Raw genomic sequence first — 25,174 nt, 5'->3', positions numbered from 1 at the left:
TTTTTTAACATTTGTGGATGCAATACAGGCAGTTTACAGTTTGGGTCAAAAAGTTGCTTTTTCCCCTTTTTTGACCGATTCCATACCCGCTCAAAACGGGCCGAATTTGAAGCCGTATAAATCACCGTATGCCGGATATTCCGGTGTCCCAGATAATCCTGAATCAGCCGCGTATCAATACCATTATCCGCCAGCGCATAACCACAGCCATGCCTGAGCATATGGGGGTGGACAGAGACAGCCAGTCCGGCTTTCCTCCCGGCATCAGCCAGCAGGTCATAGAACCGCTGACGGGTAAGCGGACGTCCCGACCGGGAAATAAAAAGCCAGTCCCCTTCTTCTTCTGCAGCCGGAGATGTAATCGTTTCCCTGGCCCCAAGCCAGCTTCTGAGGCATTTCACCTCTTCTGCCAGTAAAGGATGAACGGTACTGAACCCGTTTTTGAGACGCCGGACACACAGTTTTCGGGATACAAGTTCAAGGTCAGCAAGCCGCAGTGACAGCAGTTCACTGACCCGAAGCCCGTGGAGAAAGGCCAGGAGTATCATGCAGGTGTCGCGTTCCGGGTGACGGCTGGTCACCACTGCCTGCAGCAGCAAAGAAACTTCATGGTGGGTGAGAAATTTTCGGGTAGACATTCATTGCTCCGGTTTGATGAAGACGCTGATATGTGGATGTTTTCAGATTAAACACATTGAATCGTCATACTGGACAAGTACACTCTGCGCCGACTGGCAGTCATTCCATACTCGCAATATCGAACGAACGCCAGTCTGCCGCAGCAACGTTCTTGCATACGACGTGGCTGCGGCGCCCTGCTTCATATCCCGGAGGTGTGAATGACTGAAATCACATTGTCTTTTGATGTGCCGCACGGCAGGGGTCGTAAATTTACTCACTTTCCACCTCCGGCCATCCCACCGGGTATGCACGGATATCCTCCCGGCGCCGCAACCGTGCCCGTCCCGGATAAGGGTTCAGACATAATGTTCTGCTGTAAATAAACAGAGCCGCCAGTGCCCCGTCAATAACACCCACGCAAAGTCACCTGCAGACACCTTTGCGCAGGAATTATTTAGAGAGGATTGAGAGGCATACCAGGTGAGGTTCCGGGGAATAAGGCTTACCTATAATTCAGGTTAATTATGGTATTTAAACCATAAAGATTAATATTTATAGTGTCACTGTTCCCTGGATGGAACGGCAAGTTGGTTTAATTATCACGGACATTGTCCCGCGGCTTCTAATCCGACAGCCGCGCTCTTTTTTCTCCTCGTTTTCATCGTAGACATTCCCGGACCTTGTCCCACGACCAGAATGACGTTGGTCGTGCCTTTTTTTATCCAGTAAACCAATATTCTAAAAACATGAAACATCTCCTCAAGATGAGTCAATTCTTCTTCTCCCTGCCGCTAATCAAGCAAGGGGTTTTTATTCAACCCGATGCAGCAATCAACAGCAGTGACCTCTTATCATTAATCCTAATCGACAAAACTGGTTATAAAAACATAAAATTTGATTAATCATGGTTGTAAAATAGTTATAGACTAATACCCAAAAGACATCAGTTAAAAAATAAAATTATGTCGCAATGTATTTTTAATGATAACCATGTGGAGACCGTGATTATGAAAGAAGATAATTATGCATTCTATATTCCATTTGCAACCGTTGTGTTATTTGCATCCTGTCTGGTATGGGCTCTGTTTTTATAAAGTAAGGGCGCGCGGTTAAAAACGAAACGACAGGTTCCAAAAAAATGCTCCAATTCACCCCCTGCTGACCACTTGATCTTAACTGGAATTTGAACGCCGCTAGTCGTTTTATTACTATTGCTTTCAATGAATACCGTTAATTGGAAAGTCGCGTCTTATATTCTAACTCTGAAGGTCGATGCTCTACGGCACATCTGTAGAATTTCGCCCGGTACACAGGAGGTATTAAAGCACGCAACAACACGGAAGAATTAGTTTAACAAGTTTATTTAAAACAATGACACTCTTTTGCCGAAATTATTTATGGTGATTTAATAATGTCTTTGACGTTCTCATACTGTTTCAAAAACCCATTAAAAAACCTCACTAACTTCAATGGCCGAACCAGGAGAAGGGAATATTGGTATTATCGCTTAGGTGTTGTATTATTTATTATACTCCCGCTTGCAGCGGCTGTACTCCTTGGGGGGGTGGATAACGAAATAGTCAAATTAATATGTAATATCATACACCCCTTACTTATTATATCCATTACAGTTAGGCGATTACATGACACCGACCGTTCTGGGTGGTGGGTTTTATTGATTTTAATCCCCATCATTGGTGACATTGTGCTATTAATATTTCTGTGCCAAAAAGGCACTGAAGGTGAGAACCGTTTTGGTAAAGATCCTAAATCTGACGACAAAATGTCACTTAATGTTGCAGATGAACATGAGCCATTAAGTTCAGTCGAATAAATTCTACTATTCCTGGGAAAGCATCCAGCCAGGATCATACAAACAATGATTTCAGGCTGGATGAATGATAACTTGATGCATAACAGCATGAAATACATTGCTAATTTCTGGCTTTACGGTAGCTGAAGGGATAACCAGGTTAAAGATTGTGACATGTATTCGTTCTTCGCCAACTAGTGTTTGGTTTTAAGGAGAAATTCTACTGGGCAACCTATAGATATATTATGTAGATGTACAAGCCAATAAAAAGCAACGGATTTAATCAATTTTATAACCATGTGATTTGCATATGAAATTAAAATATCAGTTTTGTATTATTGCTCTGTCATTAATGTTAGCCGGTTGTGATGAAAGTGACGTAAACAAGAAGTTGCAAAAAAAAGAAAACATTCAATCTGCTGAAATTGTAAAGGCTAAAGAAGAGAAAAGGAAAGCAATGCTTAACCAGATACCTGTGATTAAAATTCCTGATACCGGTCATCTGGTACTTATGAGTAACAAGTCATTACGAGAGTCACGTAATGGTTACTCAACTCAAATTATTGCTGAAAGCTTTACTGACTCAGGGCGGATACTTACCCCCCCAGGAGACACTTATATATTAACAAATTATCCGACACAACTTGGAGATATGACTACCTATGTCACCCCGGACCCTAAGGATGGTAAACGGCATCCTGCCGTAATATGGATATCGGGTGGATATGGTGGATTAAGTGACAGTGAGGATTTTTTTTGGAGAGAACACGACAGAGATAATGACCAAAGCGCCAGTGCATTTCGTAAAGCGGGTCTGGTAGTCATGTTGCCAAGTTTCCGTGGCGAGGATAAAAATCCCGGTCGCTATGAAATGTTCTATGGTGAATTAGATGATATTGAAGCAGCTTATGATTGGTTATCGAGGCAGAGCTATGTCGATCCAGAACGTATATACCTTGCAGGCCACAGCACTGGTGGTACACGAGTTCTGCTTGCAAGTGAATATAGTACAAAATTTAGAGGATATTTCAGCCTTGGCGGAATACCAGACCTGAAAGCTCGCGTTGAAGGTGGCGAAATGTCGGTAATAGTACCTTTTAAACAAACAAAAAAGGAGTTTCAACTACGTTCACCTGCAAGCTACATTAAATCAATCAAAAAGCCCACATGGTATTTCGAAGGAGAAGAGGCTTATTGGCAAGCATTTGACAATATCGAAAAAGTAGTGAAAAAAGAAAAAATCCCGCTTTTCATTTATAAAATTCCAAACGGGGATCATTTCAATATCATTGCACCATTAACAGAAATGATAGCTCAAAAAATACTGGCAGATTCTGGACGTAAAAGTAACATTACTTTTTCTGATAAAGATATTGCTAAGATTTCTCATGAATTGACGGGAAGATAGAACTTTGACGGCTAACATTGTAACGCAAAGAGCTCGCGCCCCCTATTTCGTATAAACTAAATTTTCCGCAGAACTACTGTTATCGCCCCTTATGGGGCGATTTCCTTTAATCTATTCAAAAATTACCCCATGGGTTTAATCGTTCTTCCCTGAACATCCTCCTTGCGAAGCTGGACGACTATATCCCGGTGCTTATTCAGCTCCCGCAGCGCTGCACAAACACGCTCCCACTTCTGAACTTTATTTTCCGCCCGCCGCAGCTCACGATGTCAGATACACGCAATCGTAGATGCGGCGTTACACCGTTGGAGATCCCCCACCCGCAGTAAATCACTGTATCTCGTCGTATAGCGAGGTGAGAGCATGTCTCGTTTCATTGCCCATGGCTGCTGTATCCCTTGTCCGGCAAACCAGAGCGTCCCTTTACCATTTTTAGCATTAAGAGTATCCAGAACCGTCATCAGCTTGTCGCTATTATGCCGCGGGACGTTTTCATCAAAAAGATTTAGCTGAGCCACACCGGAACTGAAAAAATCCCCTAGCATCACGCCTGCTTTTTGATAATGCCGCCCCTCTCGCCAGATGGCGTCAAGGCAACGCGTCGCCGCACCAATAATATCCCGGCTGTCCTGGGTTGGTGTCAGTAGTTTTACCGACGCGTTGTTACCATAGTAAGGTTCGTTATGGGCAAATGGACTGGTTTTAATAAACGTACAAATGAAGCGGCAGAACTGGTGCTCTCCGCGCAACTTCTCCGCTGCACGTGAAGCATAGGTGCAAATCGCCTCCCGCATGGCATTGTAATCCGTGAGCCGTTCACCAAACGACCTTGAGCAGATGATTTCCTGCTTTACCGGCGCAAACTCTTCCAGCGCCAGACACGATTCGCCGCGCAATTCCCGTACGGTTCTTTCCAGCACAACGCTGAAATGTTTGCGAATAAAGCGAATATCGGTTTCGGCCAGGTCGCAAACCGTTTTAATGCCCATTGTATCCAGTTTCTTACCGATACGGCGGCCAATGCCCCAGACTTCATCTACCGGAACTGCGGCCATCAGTTTGCGTTGGCGCTCGCTATTCGATAAATCGACCACACTGCCAGTCTGATCCTGCCACTTTTTAGCCGCATAGTTTGCCAACTTAGCCAGTGTTTTGGTCTGGGCAATACCGACACCCACTTTAAGATGAGTTTTCTGCAAAATAGAGTCCCTCATCTCACGACCAAAATCAGTAAGATCTCTGCAGTTCCTCACCCCCGTCAAGTCACAGAACGCTTCATCAATACTGTATCTTTCTACGCGCGGAGAGAGTTCCTCCAGAATGGACATGACTCTGCTGCTCATATCCGCATACAGCTCGTAATTTGAACTAAAGCACGTCACGCCGTAACGTCGAAACAGATCTTTTTGTTTGAAGTACGGGGCCCCCATTTGGATCCCCAGTTTTTTGGCCTCCGCGCTGCAGGCAATAACACAGCCATCGTTATTTGAGAGAACCACAACCGGTTTATCACAGAGATCAGGCCGGAAAACGGTCTCACAGCTGGCGTAAAACGAATTTACATCGCAGAGCGCAAACATCAGCGCAGAGCCTTCACGGCATAGGTAACGACACCGAATACATTCAGTGATTCTTCACGACCGATAACGATCGGTGTATAAGCGCTGTTCATTGGAACGAGCTGTACCGTTGGACGAAGCTGCAGCCGCTTAACCGTGAACTCGCCATCAACGGCAGCGATAATAATATCGCCATGTACCGCCGTCAGCGAACTGTCAACAACCAGCAAATCACCATCATCGATCCCCCCCTCAATCATTGAATCCCCCGCTGCTTTCACGAAGTACGTGGCACTGGGATGCTGAATTAGCAATTCATTCAAATCGATGCCCCGCTCAACATAATCCGCAGCCGGGCTGGGAAACCCGCACTGAACAAGGTCACTAAACAAAGGGATTGTATTGATTTCGCGGAGATCCGCTGGCTTGAGAAACAACATAATGACTCATCCAATGTTAACTGTATTTATATACAGTAGTTTTATCTGAGCAGTTGTTCAAGAGGCTTTTTGTGGCGCTATTGCTATTCACCTGAATTATAACGACTAGTGTCTGCACAAAAGTATCGCGACATGAAACCGGGTATAGTAGCGCCATAAAATCATCAAAACGGACACACTATGACTACCGCAGGGAAAAGCAATCCGCTGGCCATTGGCGGCCTGATCGCGCTAACGCTCATCTGGAGCTATAGCTGGATTGCCATGAAACAGGTCACGCACTACATTGGCTCATTCGACTTCACCGCATTACGTTGTTCTTTTGGGGCGTTGTTATTATTTATTGTCCTGATGCTACGCGGACGCGGAATGCGCCCGACCCCGTTCGGTTATACGTTGGCGATAGCCTTGTTACAAACGTGCGGTATGGTGGGGCTATCACAGTGGGCACTGGTCAGCGGCGGTGCGGGGAAAGTTGCCATTCTGAGTTATACCATGCCCTTCTGGGTGGTCATTATGGCCGCCCTTTTTCTTGGTGAACGCATGCGTCGTTTGCAGTACGTCGCTATTGCGGTGGCGGCGTTTGGATTGATACTGGTATTACAGCCGTGGCAACTGGACTTTTCGTCAATGAAGAGCGCGCTGCTGGCAATTCTCTCGGGCATCAGTTGGGGAGCCAGTGCGGTTGTCGCTAAACGTATGTATGTTCGTCATCCCAATATCGACCTGTTAGCACTAACCTCGTGGCAGATGCTGTATGCCGCGTTGGTGATGAGTCTGGTAGCCTGGCTGGTCCCACAGCGAACACCTGACTGGCAGCCTGTCGTATTCTGGGCATTAGGATATAGCGCCGTACTGGCCACAGCGCTGGCATGGAGTTTATGGCTGTTTGTGTTGCGTAACCTGCCTGCCAGTATTGCCAGTTTAAGCACACTGGCGGTGCCAGTCTGTGGGGTACTGTTTTCCTGGTGGTTGCTGGGCGAGGAGCCTGGTGTTGTCGAAGGCAGCGGCATCGTACTGATTGTTCTGGCCCTGGCCATCGTCAGCCTGAAAAAACGAACTGCGCAGGTACAGAGTATCCAAAAATAATCGACCTAAAACAAACGCCCCGCATAACACGGGGCGATGATAATCAATGTTACGAACGCTTACGCGGCATCATGCGCAACAGCGTATTATCCTTCCAGAAATAGTGATGTAACAGAGCCGCGGCGGCATGCAGGCCAATGACAAAATAACCCAGGTTTGCCAGCGTTTCGTGCCATGATTTCAACATATCGGCCAGTTCAAAGTTGGCTTCTGCTGCATGTGGCATAACAATGCCGAATGCAACCCACGGATTTCCCCGGTTATACATCATCACCAGGCCAATAATCGGCAGCGCAATAAACAGCAGATAGATAACCAGATGCCCCAGATGTGCCATACCCGTCATCATCGGCTTCGGTTTTGGTTCAATCGGTGGTGCCGGATACTTAAGTCTGACCAGCAGACGTGCCACCATCAACGCTAAAATCGTGATACCGCAGGAAACATGCACCATGTTGAACCCGGGACGATAGCTGCGCGGGAAAAATCCGCGAAACTCCATGGCACTGTAGGCCACAATGACCAACAAAAAGACCAGCCAGTGAATGCCAATTTGCAGGCCAGAATACTTATTCCCCATAACACTTCTCGAATAAAAACAATAATGCGTCAACATAACGGGCTTTTGTTAAAAATTCATTAAGTTTTGTTCACTCATTTTCAGTCAGTTACGTTTAGCCGCAAAAACAGCTATTGCCGCGGATGCCTGACTGGACTATGCCTGGTAGGGAAAATATGTCGTACCGTCTCATCCTGACAGGAGAAAACCATGAGTAAAATTGGCATTAACGGTTTTGGTCGTATCGGTCGTCTGGTATTGCGTCGGCTACTGGAAGTCAAAAGCAGCGTGGAGGTTGTCGCTATTAATGACCTTACCTCACCGAAAATCCTCGCCTATCTGTTAAAACACGATTCAAACTACGGACCATTCCCCTGGAGCGTCGACTTTACCGAGGACGCACTGATTGTCGATGGTAAAAAAATTGCCGTTTACGCCGAAAAAGAGGCCAAAAATATTCCGTGGAGAACCACAGGTGCGGAAATTATCATCGAGTGCACCGGCTTTTATACCTCAACAGAAAAATCACAGGCCCACCTGGATGCAGGCGCCCAAAAAGTCCTGATATCCGCCCCTGCGGGAGAGATGAAGACGATCGTCTTTAACGTGAATGACGACACGATGGATGCAAACGATCGGATTATTTCTGTCGCATCGTGCACCACTAACTGCCTGGCACCGATGGCAAAAGCGCTGCATGACAACTTCGGTATTCAGCTTGGTACCATGACCACCATCCATGCCTATACCGGGACACAGTCACTTGTTGATGGGCCACGAGGTAAGGATCTGCGCGCCTCACGCGCGGCAGCAGAAAATATCATTCCTCATACCACCGGTGCGGCGAAGGCGATTGGTCTGGTGATCCCGGCCCTGAGTGGGAAATTAAAAGGCCACGCCCAGCGTGTTCCGGTAAAAACCGGATCTGTCACTGAACTGGTGTCGATTCTGGATAAAAAAGTCACTGCGGAAGAGGTTAACAACGCACTGAAAAAGGCAACGCTGAACAATGCATCATTCGGCTATACCGACGAAGAAATTGTCTCGTCCGATGTCATTGGCTCACATTTCGGTTCAGTATTTGATGCGACACAAACCGAGATCACCGAAGTGGGCGATCTGCAACTGGTAAAAACCGTGGCCTGGTACGATAACGAGTACGGTTTTGTCACCCAACTTATCCGTACACTGGATAAATTTATCACGCTTTAGTGTGTTGAAGGATGCCGGGTAACGACAGTGCTACCCGGCATAAAAATTAAGACTGCAGATAAACCACCTGCGTTTGCAGATACTCGTTCAGACCGTGCTTACCGTCTGCGCCACCGATGCCGGACTTGCGCCAGCCTGCGTGGAAGCCCTGCATTGCCTCGAAGTTTTCGCGATTAATATAGGTTTCGCCAAACTTCAGTCCCTTAATCGCCTTCATCGCCGTGTTCAGGTTTTGCGTGTAAATCGATGAAGTCAGTCCGTAGTCGCTGTCGTTAGCCATCGCAATTGCCTCATCCAGCGAGTCAAACGACACCACCGGTAGCACTGGGCCAAATGTCTCTTCGTGCATTATTGCCATTTCCTGACGCACATCCAGCAACAATGTTGGCGGGTAATAATAGCCTTTCCCCTCTATGGCTTTACCGCCCAGCACCACACGGGCTCCCTCCTGCACCGCGCGCGCCACTTTCTGTTCCACACGTGCCAGCGCGGCGGCGTTAATCAGCGGCCCCATCGCGATGTCATTACGCTCGGCCGGGTTGCCAAACTGCACAGCTTTCATTGCCTCGCCCAAACGATTAACGAACTGGTCGTAAATACCTTTCTGAACGTACACGCGTTCGGCACAGTTGCACACCTGACCGGTGTTAATCACCCGCGAGTCAACAATTGCCTTCACGGCCAGCTCAAGATCGGCATCATCCATGACGATTGCCGGCGCTTTACCACCCAATTCCAGACACACCTTGGTGATATTTTTCGCCGCTGCAGCCATGATTTTCTCCCCCGCCACCACGCTGCCGGTCATGCTCACCATCGCCACTTTCGGGTTCCCGGCGAGTTCCTGCCCCACCGTTTCGCCACGCCCGAGCACCAGGTTAAACACCCCGCGCGGCAGACCGATATCATCGACAATTTTGGCGAAGGCGATAGCATTGTTTGGCGTGAATTCGCTGGGTTTAATGACAATGGTATTCCCCGTCAGCAGTGCGGGCGCCAGTTTGCGGGCAATCAGGAAAAACGGGAAGTTCCACGGCAGAATGCCCGTCGTTACGCCCAACGCACGCTTAAACAGCAGGATGTTTTCGCCCGGACGATCGCTTTGCAGGATCTCGCCTTCATAACGCCGCGCCCACTCCGCCATATAATCGATGTAGTCGGCGGTAAACGAGACTTCGATATCCGCCAGCTGTTGGATCTTCCCGCCCTCAGCCACAATCAGCGCGCTAATTTCACCGGCGCGTTCACGGATCCCGGCGGAAATCTTGCGTAACCAGGCGGCGCGTTCAATGGCGGGCAGCGCCTCCCATTCAGGTTGGGCACGATGTGCGGCGTCGATAGCCTTACGTGCATCCTCGGCGCGGCCATCAGGGATACGGGAAATAACCTCTTCCGTCGCCGGATTGACGACATCAATCCAGGCGTCATCGTGCCAGGTCACAAACTGCCCATCGATATACATAGGATGTTGTACGGGTACTGACATGCGCTTCTCCTGTGATTAATTTGTTTTTAACAAGTAAAACTATTGTTAATTAATATCAATCATGCATAACACATTGCCACTGCAATGGTGGTTCTGTGAGCCGCTTCATAAAAGCGTCAGGCAACATCGTCGTGAAGGGAAAAAACTCGCGGGATGAATGCCCGTTTGCACAAAAAAAGCGACAAACGGGCAACGGAGATTACAAAGAACGGCTATTCAATAAGTCAATCAGCGCGGCGTCGTGTTGCAGATGTAACCACGCCTCCTCAACGGCCTGCGGAATATCCACATGCGCAATAAAATCGCGACCACGGGGCCCATAACCGGTTTCATCATCACGCAGACGCGGAAGCTCACCGGTAATGAGTGACAGGTAGCGATCTACCGACCACAGACCTTCCGCGGTCGGCGCAAAATTCACACCGTCGCCCTGCTCGGTCAACTCGGGGACAAAACCGGGAAAGCTGAGCCAGCGCGGCGCCTGCAGGTCGTCACGCGTTACACGCTGAAATGTTGCCATTGTACGGCGCTGCATGGTGGGATCCTGCACCACAATGACGGTCTCCATGGTTTGGGCCGCCTGACGCAGCAACGCACAACTGAACCGGGCGTTTTCCCCACAGTTGGTGGATTGATCCTCCACCCAAATTTTCTCACCGGGAATGTGCCAGAACTGGTGCGCGATATCAGCCAGGATCGCAGCTTCTGCTCGTCCGCTGGTGCGGATGATGTTATAGCGCGGATGTTGAGCAATCGCGTTATACAGAAACGTTGTGGAATGGCCTATTCCCCCGCTAATCAGCAAGGGAATCTGGTGCTCTTTCGCTATCTGGCAGGCCGCATCGATGGTCGGGATCACCGCGTTCCCGGCCAGAATCACGCAATCTGCCTGAACCGTGATATTTTCAGCGAAATCATTCTGCGCCAGCCATTGCCCTACGGTGTTAATCGCCGCAAGGGTGGTGGCGGAAAGTGGCGGAAACTGTCTCATGTTCATGACTCCTGATCGTTGTTCTTTACCGGGTGCACATGCCGGATGGCGACTACGCCTTATCCGGCATACGGTCTAACCCGATATCTGCTCCATCGCCTGCAGAATACGTTTGTCCGAAATAGGATATGGCGTGCCGAGCTGCTGGGCAAAGTAGCTGACGCGCAGCTCTTCTATCATCCAGCGGATCTCTTTGACATCGTCATCTTCTCGGCGCGCAGGCGGCAGTTTATTGAACCACTGCTGCCAGGCCTGCTGCACGCTGTCCACTTTCAGCATCTGCGCGCGATCGCGGTGCGGATCGATGGCCAGTTTCTCCAGCCGTTTTTCAATCGCCTGCAGATAACGCAAAGTATCGCCCAAACGCTTGAAGCCGTTGCCGGTGACAAATCCACGGTACACCAGCCCGCCCATTTGCGCTTTGATATCCGAAAGCCCCAGCGCCATGGTCATATCCACGCGTCCTTTCAGGCGTTTATTGATATTGAACACCGCCGTCAGGATCTGTTCGACCTGCTTCGCAATATCAACCACTGTGTCATTCAGCTCAGCCCGCACTTTTTCGTGCAACGCCGCAAAGCCCTCTTCCGTCCATACCGGACCACCGTTAGCATCGATAAGCCTATCCACACCGCAGGAAATACAGTCGTCAATCAAATCCAACACTTTGCCGTACGGGTTAAAATACAGCCCCAGCTTGGCTTTGTTGGGCAGCTTCTCGTGTAAATATTTGATAGGTGATGGGATATTCAGCAGCAACAGACGACGTAACCCGCTCCACATGGCCTGCTGTTGCTCCAGCGGGTTATCAAACAGCTTGATGGCCACGCTGTCACGCTCATCCACCAGCGCCGGCCACGCTTTCACTTTGTAGTTGCCGCGTTTTTGCTCGTAACTTTCCGGCAGTTGACCAAAGCTCCAAATATGCAGCCCGCTCTGTTCGATGCCGTCATCTGCCACCGCCGAGAGTGTTTCCTGAACTTTGCCCTTCAGCAGATCTTTCAACGCCTGCAGCGAACGCCCTTCCTGCAGCTTCTTGTTTTTATCGTCCACCACCCGGAAGGTGATTTTCAGGTGATCGGGCACCTGATCCCAGTGCCAGTCTTCGCGGTCAACGGTGACGCCGGTCATCCGGCGCAGCTCGCGTTCCAGCGAGTCCAGCAACGGCAGTTCCAGCGGCGTCACGCGGCCTAAAAACGCTTCCGCATAGTTTGGCGCGGGCACAAAGTTACGTCGTACCGGTTTTGGCAGTGATTTAATCAGCGCGATCACCAGTTCACGACGCAGCCCCGGAATTTGCCATTCAAACCCGGCCTCTTCGACCTGGTTTAACAGCGGCAGCGGAATATGCACGGTTACACCGTCGGCGTCAGCACCGGGTTCAAACTGGTAGCTTAACCGCAGTTTGAGATTGCCCTGATGCCAGAAGTTCGGGTAATCCAGCTTGCTGATTTTCTCCGCGCCCTCTTTGATGAGCATGCTCTTTTCAAAGTTGAGCAGATCCGGCGTTTCGCGGCTGACCTTCTTCCACCAGTTATCAAAATGGCGGGCGGAAACCACATCATGGCTGATGCGCTGGTCATAAAATTCAAACAGCGTCTCATCGTCGACCAGGATATCGCGGCGGCGTGATTTGTGTTCTAACTCTTCCACTTCCGCTCGCAGCTTCAGGTTATCGCGGAAAAACGCGTGGCGCGTCTGCCAGTCACCTTCCACCAGCGCATGACGGATAAACAGTTCGCGCGACAGCGCAGGATCGATCTGGCTGTAGTTCACCTTACGGGCAGCGACAATTGGCAGGCCATAGACGGTGACTTTTTCTGTCGCCATCACCGCGCCCTGCGCGCGTTCCCAGTGCGGTTCACTGTACGAGCGTTTCATCAGATGCTGAGCAACCGGCTCCACCCACTCGGGATCGATACGCGCGGCAATACGTCCCCACAGTCGGCTGGTTTCCACCAGTTCTGCCACCATCGTCCATTTAGGCGGTTTTTTGAATAAACCGGAACCGGGGAAGATCGAGAAACGGGCGTTACGTGCGCCGGTAAATTCCTGCTTATCGGCATCTTTCATCCCGATATGCGACAGTAAACCGGTCAGCAGCGCGACGTGGATCTCCCGATACTCAGCGGGTTCGCTGTTCACCGGAATACCGAGCTCTTTCACGACCTGACGCAGTTGCGTGTAAATATCCTGCCACTCACGCACGCGCAGATAGTTGAGGAAGTCGAGCTTGCACTGACGGCGGAACTGGTTCGATGACAGCGCTTTTTGCTGCTCACCGAGATAATTCCACAGATTAACAAACGCAAGGAAATCGGACTCTTTGTCGTGGAAACGACGGTGTTTTTCGTCAGACGCCTGCTGTTTGTCCATCGGGCGCTCGCGCGGGTCCTGAATGGACAGCGCTGAGGTAATGATCATCGCCTCGCGCACGCAGCCATGTTTCTGCGCTTCCAGCACCATTCGTGCCAGACGCGGATCGACCGGTAGCTGTGATAACTGACGGCCTAACGGGGTTAGTTTATAAGCTGTTTGCTGTTCATCGGTGGTGATCGCGCCCAGCTCTTCCAGCAGGCGCACACCATCCTGAATATTGCGTTTATCCGGGGCTTCAACAAACGGGAATGCCGCGATATCCCCCAGACCCAGCGCGGTCATTTGCAAAATAACGGACGCCAGGTTGGTACGCAGAATTTCCGGATCGGTAAACTCCGGGCGCGACAGGAAGTCGTCTTCGGAATACAGACGAATACAGATCCCTTCCGATACACGACCACAGCGACCTTTACGCTGGTTGGCAGACGCCTGAGATATCGGTTCGATCGGCAACCGCTGCACTTTGGTACGGTAGCTGTAGCGGCTGATACGCGCGGTACCAGGGTCAATGACGTATTTGATCCCCGGCACGGTCAGCGAGGTTTCCGCCACGTTAGTCGCCAGCACAATGCGCCGCCCGCTGTGCGACTGGAACACGCGATTTTGCTCACTGTTAGAGAGGCGTGCATACAGCGGCAGCACTTCGGTGTGGCGTAAATCCAGCTTATTCAGCGCATCGGCGGTGTCGCGAATTTCGCGCTCGCCGCTCATGAAGATCAGAATGTCGCCCTGACTTTCACGTCCCAGTTCATCTACTGCATCGAAAATGGCCTGCAGCTGGTCGCGCTCGGTGTCGTCCGCATCTTCCACAATGGGGCGATAGCGCACTTCCACCGGGTACGTCCGACCGGACACTTCGATAATCGGCGCGTTATTGAAATGCTTTGAAAAACGCTCCGGATCGATGGTCGCTGAGGTGATGATGATTTTCAGATCCGGGCGGCGCGGCAGCAGCTCTTTCAAATAACCGAGCAGAAAGTCGATGTTCAGGCTGCGTTCGTGGGCCTCATCGATGATGATGGTGTCGTACTGCATCAGCATCCGATCCTGCTGGATTTCCGCCAGCAAGATACCGTCCGTCATCAGCTTAACCATGGTGTTATCGCTGACATGATCGCTGAAACGCACTTTATAGCCGATGCAGCCGCCCGGCTCGGTTTGCAACTCTTCGGCGATACGGTTAGCCACGGTACGCGCAGCCAGACGACGCGGTTGGGTATGGCCAATCAGCCCTTTCACCCCGCGGCCCAGTTCCATACAGATTTTTGGTAGCTGTGTGGTTTTACCGGAACCCGTTTCCCCGGCAACAATCACCACCTGATGGTCGCGAATGGCGTCCAGGATGTCCTGTTTTTTCTGACTGACAGGCAGGTTTTCCGGGTAGGTAATTGTCGGTCGGGTGGCTTCACGCAGCACAACCTTACCGGCTGCCTGATCAATCTCTTTCGCCATCTCCTGGTAAATGGCCTGTTGTGCATCAGGATTTTTAACCTTCTTCACGCCGTGCAGGCGACGAGAAAAACGCTGTCTGTCGCGCAGCATCAGCGATTCCAGCTGTTGCTGCAGGATGTTGAAGGTTAATTTTTGTTGTTCTGTCATAGCGTTAGAGGGCAGTGCTCTGCCGGGTTAAATCTCTTGTAGATGATGGGTATAGAGTACCACATCGGCGCTTTTCATGTGTTGTTCAATAATTTCGAACATAGGATTCGATATATTGCGCTATCACTGCGGCAGGATTGTGAATAAAGTGTCAACAAGCAACGGGGCTCATCCCCTTCAAACACATAAAAGGAAACACCCATGAGCAAGGTATTAGTTCTCAAATCCAGTATTCTGGCAGGGTACTCTCAGTCTGGTCAGTTGTCTGATTATTTTGTTGAACAGTGGCGTGAAAAGCACTCTGCTGACGAAATCACCGTCCGTGATCTGGCTGCAAATCCTGTTCCGGTACTGGATGGCGAACTGGTGGGTGCGATGCGCCCGAGCGATACGCCGCTGACGCCGCGTCAACAGGAAGCACTGGCGCTGTCTGATGAGCTGATCGCTGAGCTGAAAGCGCATGACGTAATTGTGATCGCCGCGCCAATGTATAACTTTAACATCCCGACGCAGCTGAAAAACTACTTCGACCTGATTGCGCGTGCTGGCGTAACCTTCCGTTACACCGAAAAAGGGCCGGAAGGTCTGGTAACCGGCAAACGTGCTATCGTGCTGACCAGCCGTGGTGGTATCCATAAAGATACGCCGACCGACCTGGTGACCCCGTATCTGTCCACCTTCCTGGGCTTTATCGGCATCACCGATGTGAACTTCGTGTTTGCTGAAGGTATTGCTTACGGTCCGGAAGTGGCATCTAAAGCGCAGTCCGATGCAAAAGCGGCAATCGACAGCGTCGTCGCTGCCTGATAACTTTCCCTCTCACCATCCGGTGGGAGGGGTTCCCACCCGCAGTTACTTTTTTGCCCGCGCCTGCTTGCCGTGAATGCGATTAATATCACGCCAGATAGTTGCATAATCCCTGCACTTCGCCAGATTCTCTTCCCAGCAATGACGCAAAAATTGTTCAGGCTCCGCGACATCCCGGCTTAACAGTTTGAATACCCAACGATTCCAGACATACCACTTGAAAAGCCACATGATTTCACCCCAGGACGCTACCGGAGGGGAACTATATCAGTATCAACACCGCGCCGTGTGGCAACTATTGCGCTGCCACAAACACTAAACCAGCATCATCAACCAGGCCGCCCACAACGCAGCAACCCAATAAAGCGTGCGCCGAAACTGCGTCAACGCCCCCGCCTGGCGCTCGGCCAGGGTGAGCGTTTTCAGCCTGTCGCGACGCCAGATAGCGTAGAGCGCCTCTCCGACCTGCGTGTTGTTTTGCTCAGCGAGCAGCGAAAAATAACGAACGTCAAGCCACAGTCGCCAGCAGCCAAACCAGACGCTGGCGCACAGCAGCGCGATAACCGCACGGAACACACCTGGCTGTGCGACAAAAATCACCCACACCATCGGCGGGACGCTAAAAAGCAAAATAAAGCGCCAGCTTGTCAGCGTGTGCCGCAGCAAATCACGCTGCAGCGCTTCATGATTAGTTACACCGTCACTTTCCGTTGCCATTGCTGTAGCATCTCCAGATGTTTATCCGTCAGCACCACCTGCGCCCGACGTTCGCGAATGTGTGCCACCGCCTGCTCTGCCGTCGCTACATGGCCATACTGCAACAGCCACGCCGCAACCACCATCGCACTGCGCGACAGCCCCAACGCACAATGCACCAGCACTGTCCCCTGCTCCTGACGCAGCGTTTCCAGCCTGTCTACCGCCCGTTGTAACTCTGCTTCCTCGGGAATAACCAGATCCAACATCGGTATGCAAGAATAGGCACGCATAGCGGTAGCACGCCCACGCGCAAACTCAAAAGTGAGGTCCAGCACCGCATGTTGTTCAGGAACACAGCGCGGAAAGCTGCCGAGATAAACGCCAGCAGCAATGTTGCTCACCGGCGGCAAACGGCGGGTAAATCCGCGCATCGACAGCCACATTCCGACTCGCCACGGCAGCGTCAACCCATACACGGCGGGGGGCAGTCGGCCCTGCTCATCTTTACCCGTAGCCGCTGTGCCGAATCCGCCATAGCCGTAGCTCACCATCAGCAACGATACGGCAGGCCACAGCAGCCAGGAGGTCAGCCATACGCCAGCGGCAAGGCACAACACGGCCCCCAACAGATAGCGGCGCATCAACCTTAATCGCGCCGCATCGGGTTGACACCAGCGCCAGCGGCGCTGTTCCGGCACCATCCAGTCAGTCAGCATACCTGCCGCCAGGCCGGTAATGATATCGATAAAATGATGCTGCCAGGTGGTGAGCACCGACACGGCGATCAATAAGAACCAACCGTCACACAGCCTGCGCCAGCCACCGCTAAGATGGTGACTAAAATGCCGCCACAGCAGCCAGCAGAGAATAATATGCAGTGACGGCGACTGGTTATAGGGCAAGTCGAACTGTTCAAGCTGGGCAAACAGCCAGCCTGCCGCGCCGCTGACTTCAGGGCGCGTAAAACTAAACTGGAGTGGGAACAGCAAAAAACCGACGCAGGCGATAACCGACGCCAGTATCAGACGCAGCACCAGCCGCCGTTGTTCGAAGCGCGTAGCACAGACAAACAGCGACAGCCCGTAAAACAGATCCAGACTCCAGTAAGGCAGAATGGTCCACGGAATAAAAGGAATGGCGGACTCCCAGCCAAACACGATACTGCCGACGTTATCATGCTGTGCGTCCTGCCAGGCAGTAAACTGATTGACCTTCCCGTACGTAAGGAAAAAGAAAGGGGCCAGCAGCAATAACCAACCAACCGCCTGCACCATCACCTTACGACGTTCAGCCCCCACGGCGCACCGCCATGGAGACGGTGAAAATCCCCCATTCATCAATCAGCTGCGTGCATTTATCAAATCCTGCTTCCCGCACCAGCGCATCCATTTCGCCCTGCGTACGTACGCGCATCACCCAGGCTTTGCCATCTTTGTGGCTGGTCAGCGACCAGGCGATGGTTTTTAACTGCGGGTGCCAGGGCTGACCGGTGTAGATCAGCACGCCCCCCGGCGCTATTGCGTCTGCCAGACCGGCGAGCGAATTGCGTACCAGCGTGTTTTCGGGGAAGAGTTCATATAAACCCGAGACAATACCCAGCGTAGGACGCGGTTCCAGCGACGCAAGCTGTTCGCGGTTGAAGGCATCGCCCTGCTCGAAGCGGGCAATTTCAGCCATGCCACGACTGGCAATCATCTCACTGCCTTTCTTGACGTTCAGTTCACTGTAATCGCGCAGTAAAATCGAGTTGACCGCCGTTTCGCCTTCCAGCGCGTCGAGAACATAGCGCCCGTGTCCGGCGGCGATATCCACCACATGCACCGCACTTCCCTGCTCTGCAAGCTGTGCAACCGCCTGGCGGATCAGCATCTGCAAATGGACCTTACGCTGGCGAATCCCCTTCCAGCCCACGCTATTCAGATAGTTTTTGTCAATCAAGCGCCCCAGCGCGCTGCTGCCCTGAGGTTGGTTGCGATAGACATAATCCAGCGTACTCCCCGAATCAAAACCGGTATCAAACCCCAGACGGACGCCCGTTGATTGCGTCCCGAGTAATTTCATGCCATAGCGCAGGCCGCGGTAGGCAATATCGTCAATCGAATATGGCGCAGGCCCACCGCTCAGCATCCGCCAGCTATCCGCACCGGGGCTCCAGCGGTCTTCATTACGGTAATCAAAGCGCTGCGGCGGCATCGCATACAGCGTGTCGATAAAATCACGCATTTTGTCAAACGCCAGATGCCGGTCCTTCTCACCCAGCGTGTCATGATAAAACCCCGGCAACACGTGCAGTTCCTTGAGCGGACTTCTCAGGCGCTGGTAAAAATCAATCTGTGGCTGGCGATGTACAACAAAATCGTCCCCGGAGACCAACAACTGCACCGGCAAGGTAATGGCGCTGGCATCGCTGACAATGCGTTCCGCGGTTTTATAGAGATCGAGCAGGATGTTCACCGCAATCGCCCGGGTGATGTATTTATCCTGGTTGAAGCTTGCCACGCGCTCAGGATCGTGGGTCAGGTATTTGCCTTTGACGTAGGAGTTGACGAAAAACAGGCCGCGCAGGCGATGCATTAACGCCAACCCTGGACGGGCAAACGGCACGTACAATTTGACTTCAAATGCCGGTGACGCCAGCACCAGCCCGCGAATAGAAGGCGCGTAATCATGGGCCCAGGTCGCTGCCAGCACCGCCCCCACGCTTTGCGCCACCACCACCACGTCTTCCATTGCAGCCTGACTGTCGGCGGCAGCAAAACGCACAAACTCGTCAACATCCTGCACCGAACGCGCCAGCGACGGGCTATACCCGCGCTGGCCCGGCGACTGTCCGTGACCTCGCGCATCCCAGGCATAGAACGCGGTATCCGGCATTGCCAGTTCATCCACTATATGTTGCAAACGCCCGGAATGTTCGTGCCCACGATGAAACAGGACGATCACTTTGGGCGCAGAACCCGCGGCTAATGGCGGCCAGTGGCGAAAAAACAGCGCGGTGTTGTCGCTGGTCAAAAACGGGCGTTCATCCGGCACTCGAGTGTTAGTCATGAGGGTGCTGTCCTGTGGTTTGTTGCTGAAGCAGCAACAGTTGCTGCCTGAGATCGTCCATGAAGATGTGTTTATCGCAATCGGCGGCCAGCGGCCTGCCAATGTTGACGTCAATAAACAGCGGCAAAGGAATACGATTCCCCTTCGCCATTACGTGCTCTGTCCCGCGCAGCCAGACGGGAATAATCGGCACCTCCGGTATGCGCTGGCTGAGGTGCCAGACACCGGATTTCAGCGGGGCCAGCAGCCCCGGTTCACCACGCGTCCCTTCAGGGAACAGGATCAGTATTTTGCCGTCGCGTAATGCCTGTTCGCACTGCGCCAGCGGGTTTGTTTCGCCGCCCTTTCGCGTAATCGGAATAATGTTGAGAATATTGAGCGCAAACCAGGCCATCCATTTATTCCGCAGAAAATAGTCAGCCGCCGCCACCGGATGGATAGCCCCCTGACGACGCAGCGGAAACAGCGACAACAGCGCAAAAACATCCATATGGCTGTTGTGATTCGCCACCACGATCGCCGGACCCTGCTTCGGCAGTCGATCCCGGTGCCTGACGCGTAGCCCAAGCCACAGCCAGATCACCGGCCAGACGATGCACAGTGTAAACAGCGTTCGCAGAAATGAATTGATCATAAGTTAGTAGTAAAAGTAGCGAATGAAGTGGAAAAACACCGGGGCGGTGAAGATCAGTGAATCCAGCCGATCGAGAATACCGCCATGGCCGGGCAACAGCGTACCGCTGTCTTTCACGCCAATGTCGCGCTTAATGGCCGACATCACCACATCGCCACAAAAGCCGCTGATCCCGATGATAAACCCTGCCAGCATCGCCATTGGTACGCTTAATGGCGTCATTAACGGTCCCAGCAACGCCGCCGCCAGCGTGGTGGTCGCCACGCCGCCGACCAGTCCTGCCAGCGTTTTGTTGGGGCTGACCTTTGGTATCACCTTAATGCGGCCCATTGATTTACCCCACAGGTACTGCGCAATGTCGTTGAATTCCGTTAAGCCGACGAGGAAAAGTACCAGCAGTGCGCCGGTCTGCTTGCCGTCTGCGGGCAGCACCAGCAAAAATGCCACGTGACTAAACGCAAACACGGTAGTCATCAGGCTCCAGTGATGCTGGGAGGCGTAGCGTAAAAATCCCTGGGTGTCGCCGGCGATCACCATGCGTACAGGTAAGAATAAAAATGCATACACCGGGATAAACACCACAAACATGCCGTACCAGTTGATACCAATCAGCCAGTAGTTGATGGGGATCGCAATAAACATCCACAACAGCGGCATGCGATCGGTCTGGCGCGACGGGGCCAGCGTTAAAAATTCCTTTAACGCCATAAAACTCACCAGCGCGAAGAAGGTCAACGCTAGCCAGTGCGGGCTTAAGATAGCCAGCGAAAACAGAACAATGATCACCCACCAGGTGCGGATACGCAGCGTCAGCTCACGCCAGTCTTTACCCGGACGCCGCCATACCAGCAGACCGTTCACCAGCGTCGCAATCAGCAGCAGGGCAAAAATCACCGCCAGCGATTTTTCCAGCAGCATCATTTTGCCCCCTCTTCACGTAATGCGCTCTTGCAGCGGTTAATGACCGTCCACAGCAGCAATAATGTGGCAATGCCCCAAACGATGTTGTTCCACTGCACCAGTTGCGGCCACAGCGCCAGCGCCAGCCCCCATGCGCCAAACACCAGCGCCCTGTCACTTTTACCCAGCGGCCCGGCATAGCTGCGCACGCCATTGATGGTTTGTACCAGCACGCCGCAGAACTCCGTCATTACCGTGCAAAACAGCATGACCAGCACCAGCAGCGCGTTGCTGCCGGGGAGCAGCATAAAGGGCAGATACAGCGCGAGGTCGGAGAGAATATCCCCGGATTCATTCAGGATAGCCCCCAGGCGGGATTGTTGATTGCATTCCCGCGCCAGCATGCCATCCAGCGCATTGAGCGCCATACGCACAAACAATACGATGGGCAGCAGCGCGAAGAGTTCGGGTTGGGGGAAAAGAAACAACACCGCGCCGGTCGCAAAAGAAAGCGCTATCGCGGCAAGGGTAACGTGATTGGCCGTGACGCTTCTTTTATATAACCAGAACATGACCGGGCGTAAAAGAGCCTGAAAAGCAGGCTTTATCTGATAAAGCGTCATCATCACTCCTTGATAATTCGTTGATCCAATTATACTGGATCAATTAATCGTTGCCTGCCAGATACATCTCATTGATTAAAAATCAGATTACTTTTTCAACCACTTCCCGTTAATACCCTGGACGTATTCCCCCGGTTTGGCGCGAGCCACCAGCTTTTGCCCGGCCATTTTTGCCACTTCATCGACGGGAATATTGTTACTCTCGGCCAGCTGTTGGTAGCTGGCACTGCGCGCCTTGTTAATCTCACTCACCAGCGACTGGGTTTCCGCATCGGTCTTCAATGCCACAAGGTAGCCATTGAGCGTTTCACCCACCCGTCCCTGGGTTCTGGCATCCGCCAGGGTCAGGGCAAAGGCGTTAGCGCTTAGCAAACTCAGCAGCAGTATGGTCACTTTTAGCTGTTTTTTCATCGTCACCTCAGAATAAATCACTGCGTGATTTCAACAGGCTCTCGACGTCTTTATCCACTTTAATATGGATCTCATGCTCGATTTTGACGTTCATATTGATGGTAATGGGCTCTTTCGGCGCTGCAACTTCAATGCGCGGGGTGCACCCTACCAGCAAAGATGACGCCAGCAGTCCCAGCATAGCCGCGATAGTTTTCATTGTTGTTCCTCACATTCCTTGCCTTCCGGGCAATGGGTTTCTGGCAGCGCTGCATTTTGCTCAAGCCATGCCTGTAAATTGTCGCCAAAACGCAAACTGCGCCATAACGTAAAGACGTTTTCCTCATGGGTGTAATTCAAATTTACCGTTCCCACTTTGCCATCCACCCGGCTATTACCAGTGACAGCGGCCTGCATGGTTAACACACCGAGGTTATCCAGATTAATTTTCGTCCAGGAATGGGTGATTTCCATATAACGTAACCAGTTAATCGCCGCGCCAGCTGCCATGTTATCTTTGACAACGGCATCCGCGGTGTCTTTGTCGATACGCAACGTCATCGGTCCCGGGTTGGTCAGCCAGCCGTCTTTGATAATCCACTTTTCATTGTTTAACCATAACGGTAACGCACCGCTGACCGGACCCGACATAGCAAACTGCTTCGGATTTACCGCACTGATGAGTTCACTGGAAGAGATATTTTGCACCCGCACTAATGCCGGATCATGCTGCGGCATGCGCAGTTGCTGCATCACCACTTTGCCGCCCAGCAAGTCGGCGCTGACATCGCTCAGCAGCAATGGGTTATCTTCACTCCAGGGATAGCCGCCCTGCAGGTCGGCGGTGATATTTTTCACCGTAACCTGATTCACGACTTCCGCAATGCGTAATGAAATCGGCCCGCGCGTGCCAAGTTGCCATGCCCCTTCGCTAAAACGGAACGGCAGCACAAAATCGACGCCATTGATCTGGTTATCGGGCATCCAGGCGCTACCGCCTTTTAATACCCCATGACCGCCCGCCTCAAAGCCCTGTTCCGGCGCGGCGGAGAAAGCAACCTGGGCATACAGTTCACCTTCACGCAGGTTCATTTTCCAGTCCGGTGGTACCAGCGGCTGGAATACGGTGAGCGATTGTTTTGGCCACCAGGCCTGACCACGCAAGCGGATCCCATCCCAGCGGCCATTCAACTGGACCGGGCCAATTGCGCCCGCGTGCAACTGCCCTTTGAACTGGAATATTGTCGGGTCGGTCCCTTCGACACTGAACTTCAGGGTTGAAGGCGGCAGAGTACTGCCCCCGGAGAAGGTGGTTTTTCCGGCGTCCAGCGACAGCGCGCCGCTAAACGTCGGCTGTGCCGCGTCCCGCACCCACACGATCGGTTCATCCATTACCAGACGCGGGTTTTCCACCTTCATTGTGCCGTATTGCAGATGGTCAAATCCGGTCGAGAGATCGAAAAGTCTCAGGGTGTTGTCGTGCCACTCCCCTTTGCCCGCGACATCCCAAAGCGCATGCATCGGCGTAAAACTGCCTTTGCCCCAATACCGCCACTGCCAGCGACCGGCATCAGGAAGAAAATCATTTGCCAGACCATCAAGGTGCAACTCAAAGCCGCCCATCTGGTTTTCATGCGCTCGTAAAATGGCCTGTAGACGCCCATCCACACCGCGCTGTGTCACTTTAACGCCAGCCAATGGCCAGCGAATTTCGTCAATATCGAGTGAGTCGATGACGCGGCCACGGGAACGCAGCAGCGCGCCAGGTTCAAAAGCCAGCCGCGGATCGTTCAGACTGCCGCTGAGTTTGGCGGGTAACATCGCATAAAAAATCAGGTCGCCCTGCTTCGCCTCGCCGGTTAACTGTAACGGCATATCGCTGTTATCCATGCTGAGCGTACCGGGCCCCAGGGTTAACACCGCATTCCCTTTGCCAGCTTCACCTTGCGTCAGAATATTCAGACGCCCACTCACCACGGCATTTTCCACACCGGCCTGCCAGTTTTCGACTTTCACCCCCAGACGCCCACTTAACGGGAACCCCTGATACGGCCAGCTCCAGCGACCGTCACTGATAGTCAATTGCTGACGCGTTATTTCCCATGGCAGATCAAGAAGCGGATCGGCCGCATCCCGTGCCATCACGATCAGTTGTCCGCTATTTTCTTGCCATTCCAGTTCCGCATCCACAAGCGTTGGTTCCTGCGGTAAACTGAGCGTTGCGACCGCATGCCCGCTCACTGGCAGCCCGTCAGGAACCAGCGGCATCGTAAATTCCCCAACCAGTTTTACCGGCGGTTGCCCTTCAAATGCCGCGACGTCCAGTTCATTTACCGTCAGATTTTGCCCATGCAGACGGCCCTGGAATTTGACCTTTTCACCCTGATAACTCACCTGCTGAATGGCAGACGTCAGCGAGAGCGACAGCTTGCCCTGCCACTCCTGCCACGGAGAGAGAATGAGTTTATCGATGTTAATCCAGGTGTTGGGCAGCATGGATTGCCATTCCGCCAGCGTTTTAGGCGCGACGGGCGATGGCTCCGTCTGCGGAAGTTTGGCCAGACAGGCGGAATCCAGTTCAAGACTACCGACGTTCAGCAGCCAACGGCTGGGATGCGACAAATCTGCCTGGGTGATACGTGCGAGCGGGCAATCATCGACCAGGTAGCGGAGTTCGGGAATATGCAGTCCGTGCCGGGTAAGCCGCGGACTCTCATCCATCGCAATGCGCGTACCGACCGGCAACCAGATGCCCGCCAGCGTCGGAACCCACAGGCCCAGCGTCATCAACAACGTCAGTGGCACAAGGGTCAACAATAATAGTAGCGCCAATACGGCTTTATATTTACCCTTCATGGGTAGTTAATATCCTGATTTAGCAAAAATTTAAGCCGGTTTCGGCTTGTATTGTGGCATG

General features: G+C 52.2%; 22 protein-coding genes and 1 pseudogene. 5 read left to right on the top strand and 18 right to left on the bottom strand.

The window, feature by feature from the left end:
- A partial coding sequence (locus tag OGX95_RS06470) for a tyrosine-type DNA invertase (RefSeq protein WP_286628817.1) occupies nt 1-638 on the bottom strand: 638 nt, incomplete at its 3' end.
- Nucleotides 639-2,032: 1,394 nt separating this feature from the next.
- Between OGX95_RS06470 and OGX95_RS06465 the strand changes: the two genes are divergently transcribed.
- Nucleotides 2,033-2,455 carry a DUF805 domain-containing protein gene (locus tag OGX95_RS06465; RefSeq protein WP_286628816.1) on the top strand — a complete coding sequence of 141 codons (423 nt, stop codon included), beginning with the start codon at nt 2,033-2,035 and terminating at the stop codon, nt 2,453-2,455.
- A gap of 289 nt (nt 2,456-2,744) precedes the next feature.
- Nucleotides 2,745-3,842, top strand: a complete 1,098-nt coding sequence (locus tag OGX95_RS06460; protein WP_286628815.1) for an alpha/beta hydrolase family protein — start codon at nt 2,745-2,747, stop codon at nt 3,840-3,842.
- A 122-nt stretch (nt 3,843-3,964) separates the two neighbouring features.
- Here the strand turns inward: OGX95_RS06460 and OGX95_RS06455 are convergent.
- The 3 genes and pseudogenes from OGX95_RS06455 to OGX95_RS06445 form a co-directional block, all read right to left on the bottom strand.
- Nucleotides 3,965-4,111, bottom strand: a pseudogene (locus OGX95_RS06455) (DUF1627 domain-containing protein); the annotation flags it as partial.
- Nucleotides 4,112-5,422, bottom strand: coding sequence for a Y-family DNA polymerase (locus OGX95_RS06450; protein WP_286628814.1), 1,311 nt, complete (start codon nt 5,420-5,422; stop codon nt 4,112-4,114).
- A complete protein-coding gene (locus OGX95_RS06445) occupies nt 5,422-5,841 on the bottom strand; it encodes a translesion error-prone DNA polymerase V autoproteolytic subunit (protein ID WP_286628813.1) in 420 nt (139 codons plus the stop codon). Before OGX95_RS06445 ends, OGX95_RS06450 begins: the two co-directional genes overlap by 1 nt.
- A gap of 180 nt (nt 5,842-6,021) precedes the next feature.
- Here OGX95_RS06445 and OGX95_RS06440 point away from each other — a divergent pair, with 180 nt between their 5' ends.
- Nucleotides 6,022-6,930, top strand: coding sequence for a DMT family transporter (locus tag OGX95_RS06440; RefSeq protein WP_286628812.1), 909 nt, complete (start codon nt 6,022-6,024; stop codon nt 6,928-6,930).
- 49 nt (nt 6,931-6,979) lie between these two features.
- Here the strand turns inward: OGX95_RS06440 and cybB are convergent, their stop codons facing one another.
- Nucleotides 6,980-7,510: a cytochrome b561 gene (gene cybB / locus OGX95_RS06435; RefSeq protein ID WP_286628811.1), complete on the bottom strand. Its 531-nt coding sequence runs from the start codon at nt 7,508-7,510 to the stop codon at nt 6,980-6,982.
- Between the two features lie 189 nt (nt 7,511-7,699).
- Here cybB and gap point away from each other — a divergent pair, with 189 nt between their 5' ends.
- Nucleotides 7,700-8,701 (top strand): type I glyceraldehyde-3-phosphate dehydrogenase, encoded by a 1,002-nt coding sequence (gene gap / locus OGX95_RS06430; protein ID WP_286628810.1) that lies wholly within the window; start codon nt 7,700-7,702, stop codon nt 8,699-8,701.
- A 46-nt stretch (nt 8,702-8,747) separates the two neighbouring features.
- On the opposite strand, the gene aldA is transcribed toward gap, so the two are convergent.
- The 3 genes from aldA to hrpA form a co-directional block, all read right to left on the bottom strand.
- Nucleotides 8,748-10,187, bottom strand: a complete 1,440-nt coding sequence (gene aldA / locus OGX95_RS06425; RefSeq protein ID WP_286628809.1) for an aldehyde dehydrogenase — start codon at nt 10,185-10,187, stop codon at nt 8,748-8,750.
- 199 nt (nt 10,188-10,386) lie between these two features.
- A complete protein-coding gene (locus tag OGX95_RS06420) occupies nt 10,387-11,178 on the bottom strand; it encodes a YdcF family protein (protein ID WP_286628807.1) in 792 nt (263 codons plus the stop codon).
- A gap of 75 nt (nt 11,179-11,253) precedes the next feature.
- Nucleotides 11,254-15,156 (bottom strand): ATP-dependent RNA helicase HrpA, encoded by a 3,903-nt coding sequence (gene hrpA / locus OGX95_RS06415; protein ID WP_286628806.1) that lies wholly within the window; start codon nt 15,154-15,156, stop codon nt 11,254-11,256.
- Nucleotides 15,157-15,357: 201 nt separating this feature from the next.
- Here hrpA and azoR point away from each other — a divergent pair, with 201 nt between their 5' ends.
- Nucleotides 15,358-15,963: an FMN-dependent NADH-azoreductase gene (gene azoR, locus OGX95_RS06410; protein ID WP_286628805.1), complete on the top strand. Its 606-nt coding sequence runs from the start codon at nt 15,358-15,360 to the stop codon at nt 15,961-15,963.
- A gap of 45 nt (nt 15,964-16,008) precedes the next feature.
- On the opposite strand, the gene OGX95_RS06405 is transcribed toward azoR, so the two are convergent.
- From OGX95_RS06405 to OGX95_RS06360, 10 genes are all read right to left on the bottom strand, one after another.
- A complete protein-coding gene (locus tag OGX95_RS06405; RefSeq protein ID WP_286628804.1) occupies nt 16,009-16,194 on the bottom strand; it encodes a hypothetical protein in 186 nt (61 codons plus the stop codon).
- An 84-nt stretch (nt 16,195-16,278) separates the two neighbouring features.
- Nucleotides 16,279-16,680, bottom strand: coding sequence for a hypothetical protein (locus tag OGX95_RS06400; protein WP_286628802.1), 402 nt, complete (start codon nt 16,678-16,680; stop codon nt 16,279-16,281).
- Complete coding sequence (locus OGX95_RS06395) at nt 16,656-17,999, bottom strand: phosphatase PAP2/dual specificity phosphatase family protein (protein ID WP_502872763.1); 1,344 nt, start codon at nt 17,997-17,999, stop codon at nt 16,656-16,658. Before OGX95_RS06395 ends, OGX95_RS06400 begins: the two co-directional genes overlap by 25 nt.
- Nucleotides 17,950-19,710, bottom strand: coding sequence for a bifunctional alpha/beta hydrolase/class I SAM-dependent methyltransferase (locus tag OGX95_RS06390; RefSeq protein WP_286628800.1), 1,761 nt, complete (start codon nt 19,708-19,710; stop codon nt 17,950-17,952). Before OGX95_RS06390 ends, OGX95_RS06395 begins: the two co-directional genes overlap by 50 nt.
- Complete coding sequence (locus OGX95_RS06385) at nt 19,703-20,341, bottom strand: lysophospholipid acyltransferase family protein (RefSeq protein ID WP_502872766.1); 639 nt, start codon at nt 20,339-20,341, stop codon at nt 19,703-19,705. The genes OGX95_RS06390 and OGX95_RS06385 overlap by 8 nt, the downstream gene beginning before the upstream one ends.
- A gap of 6 nt (nt 20,342-20,347) precedes the next feature.
- A complete protein-coding gene (locus tag OGX95_RS06380) occupies nt 20,348-21,265 on the bottom strand; it encodes a phosphatidate cytidylyltransferase (RefSeq protein ID WP_286628798.1) in 918 nt (305 codons plus the stop codon).
- Nucleotides 21,262-21,867, bottom strand: coding sequence for a CDP-alcohol phosphatidyltransferase family protein (locus OGX95_RS06375; protein WP_286628821.1), 606 nt, complete (start codon nt 21,865-21,867; stop codon nt 21,262-21,264). The genes OGX95_RS06380 and OGX95_RS06375 overlap by 4 nt, the downstream gene beginning before the upstream one ends.
- Before the next feature lie 87 nt (nt 21,868-21,954).
- Complete coding sequence (locus tag OGX95_RS06370) at nt 21,955-22,278, bottom strand: YdbL family probable chaperone protein (protein WP_135321923.1); 324 nt, start codon at nt 22,276-22,278, stop codon at nt 21,955-21,957.
- Between the two features lie 7 nt (nt 22,279-22,285).
- The gene (locus tag OGX95_RS06365; RefSeq protein ID WP_003020350.1) at nt 22,286-22,477 is read right to left on the bottom strand and encodes a YnbE family lipoprotein; all 192 of its coding nucleotides are present in this window, start codon (nt 22,475-22,477) and stop codon (nt 22,286-22,288) included.
- Nucleotides 22,474-25,113: a YdbH family protein gene (locus OGX95_RS06360; protein ID WP_286628796.1), complete on the bottom strand. Its 2,640-nt coding sequence runs from the start codon at nt 25,111-25,113 to the stop codon at nt 22,474-22,476. The genes OGX95_RS06365 and OGX95_RS06360 overlap by 4 nt, the downstream gene beginning before the upstream one ends.
- Nucleotides 25,114-25,174: the final 61 nt, after the last annotated feature.

Source organism: Citrobacter sp. Cu233 (assembly GCF_030332225.1).
In the GTDB taxonomy this organism is placed as follows: domain Bacteria; phylum Pseudomonadota; class Gammaproteobacteria; order Enterobacterales; family Enterobacteriaceae; genus Citrobacter.
This window is presented reverse-complemented; position numbering and strand designations above follow the sequence as displayed.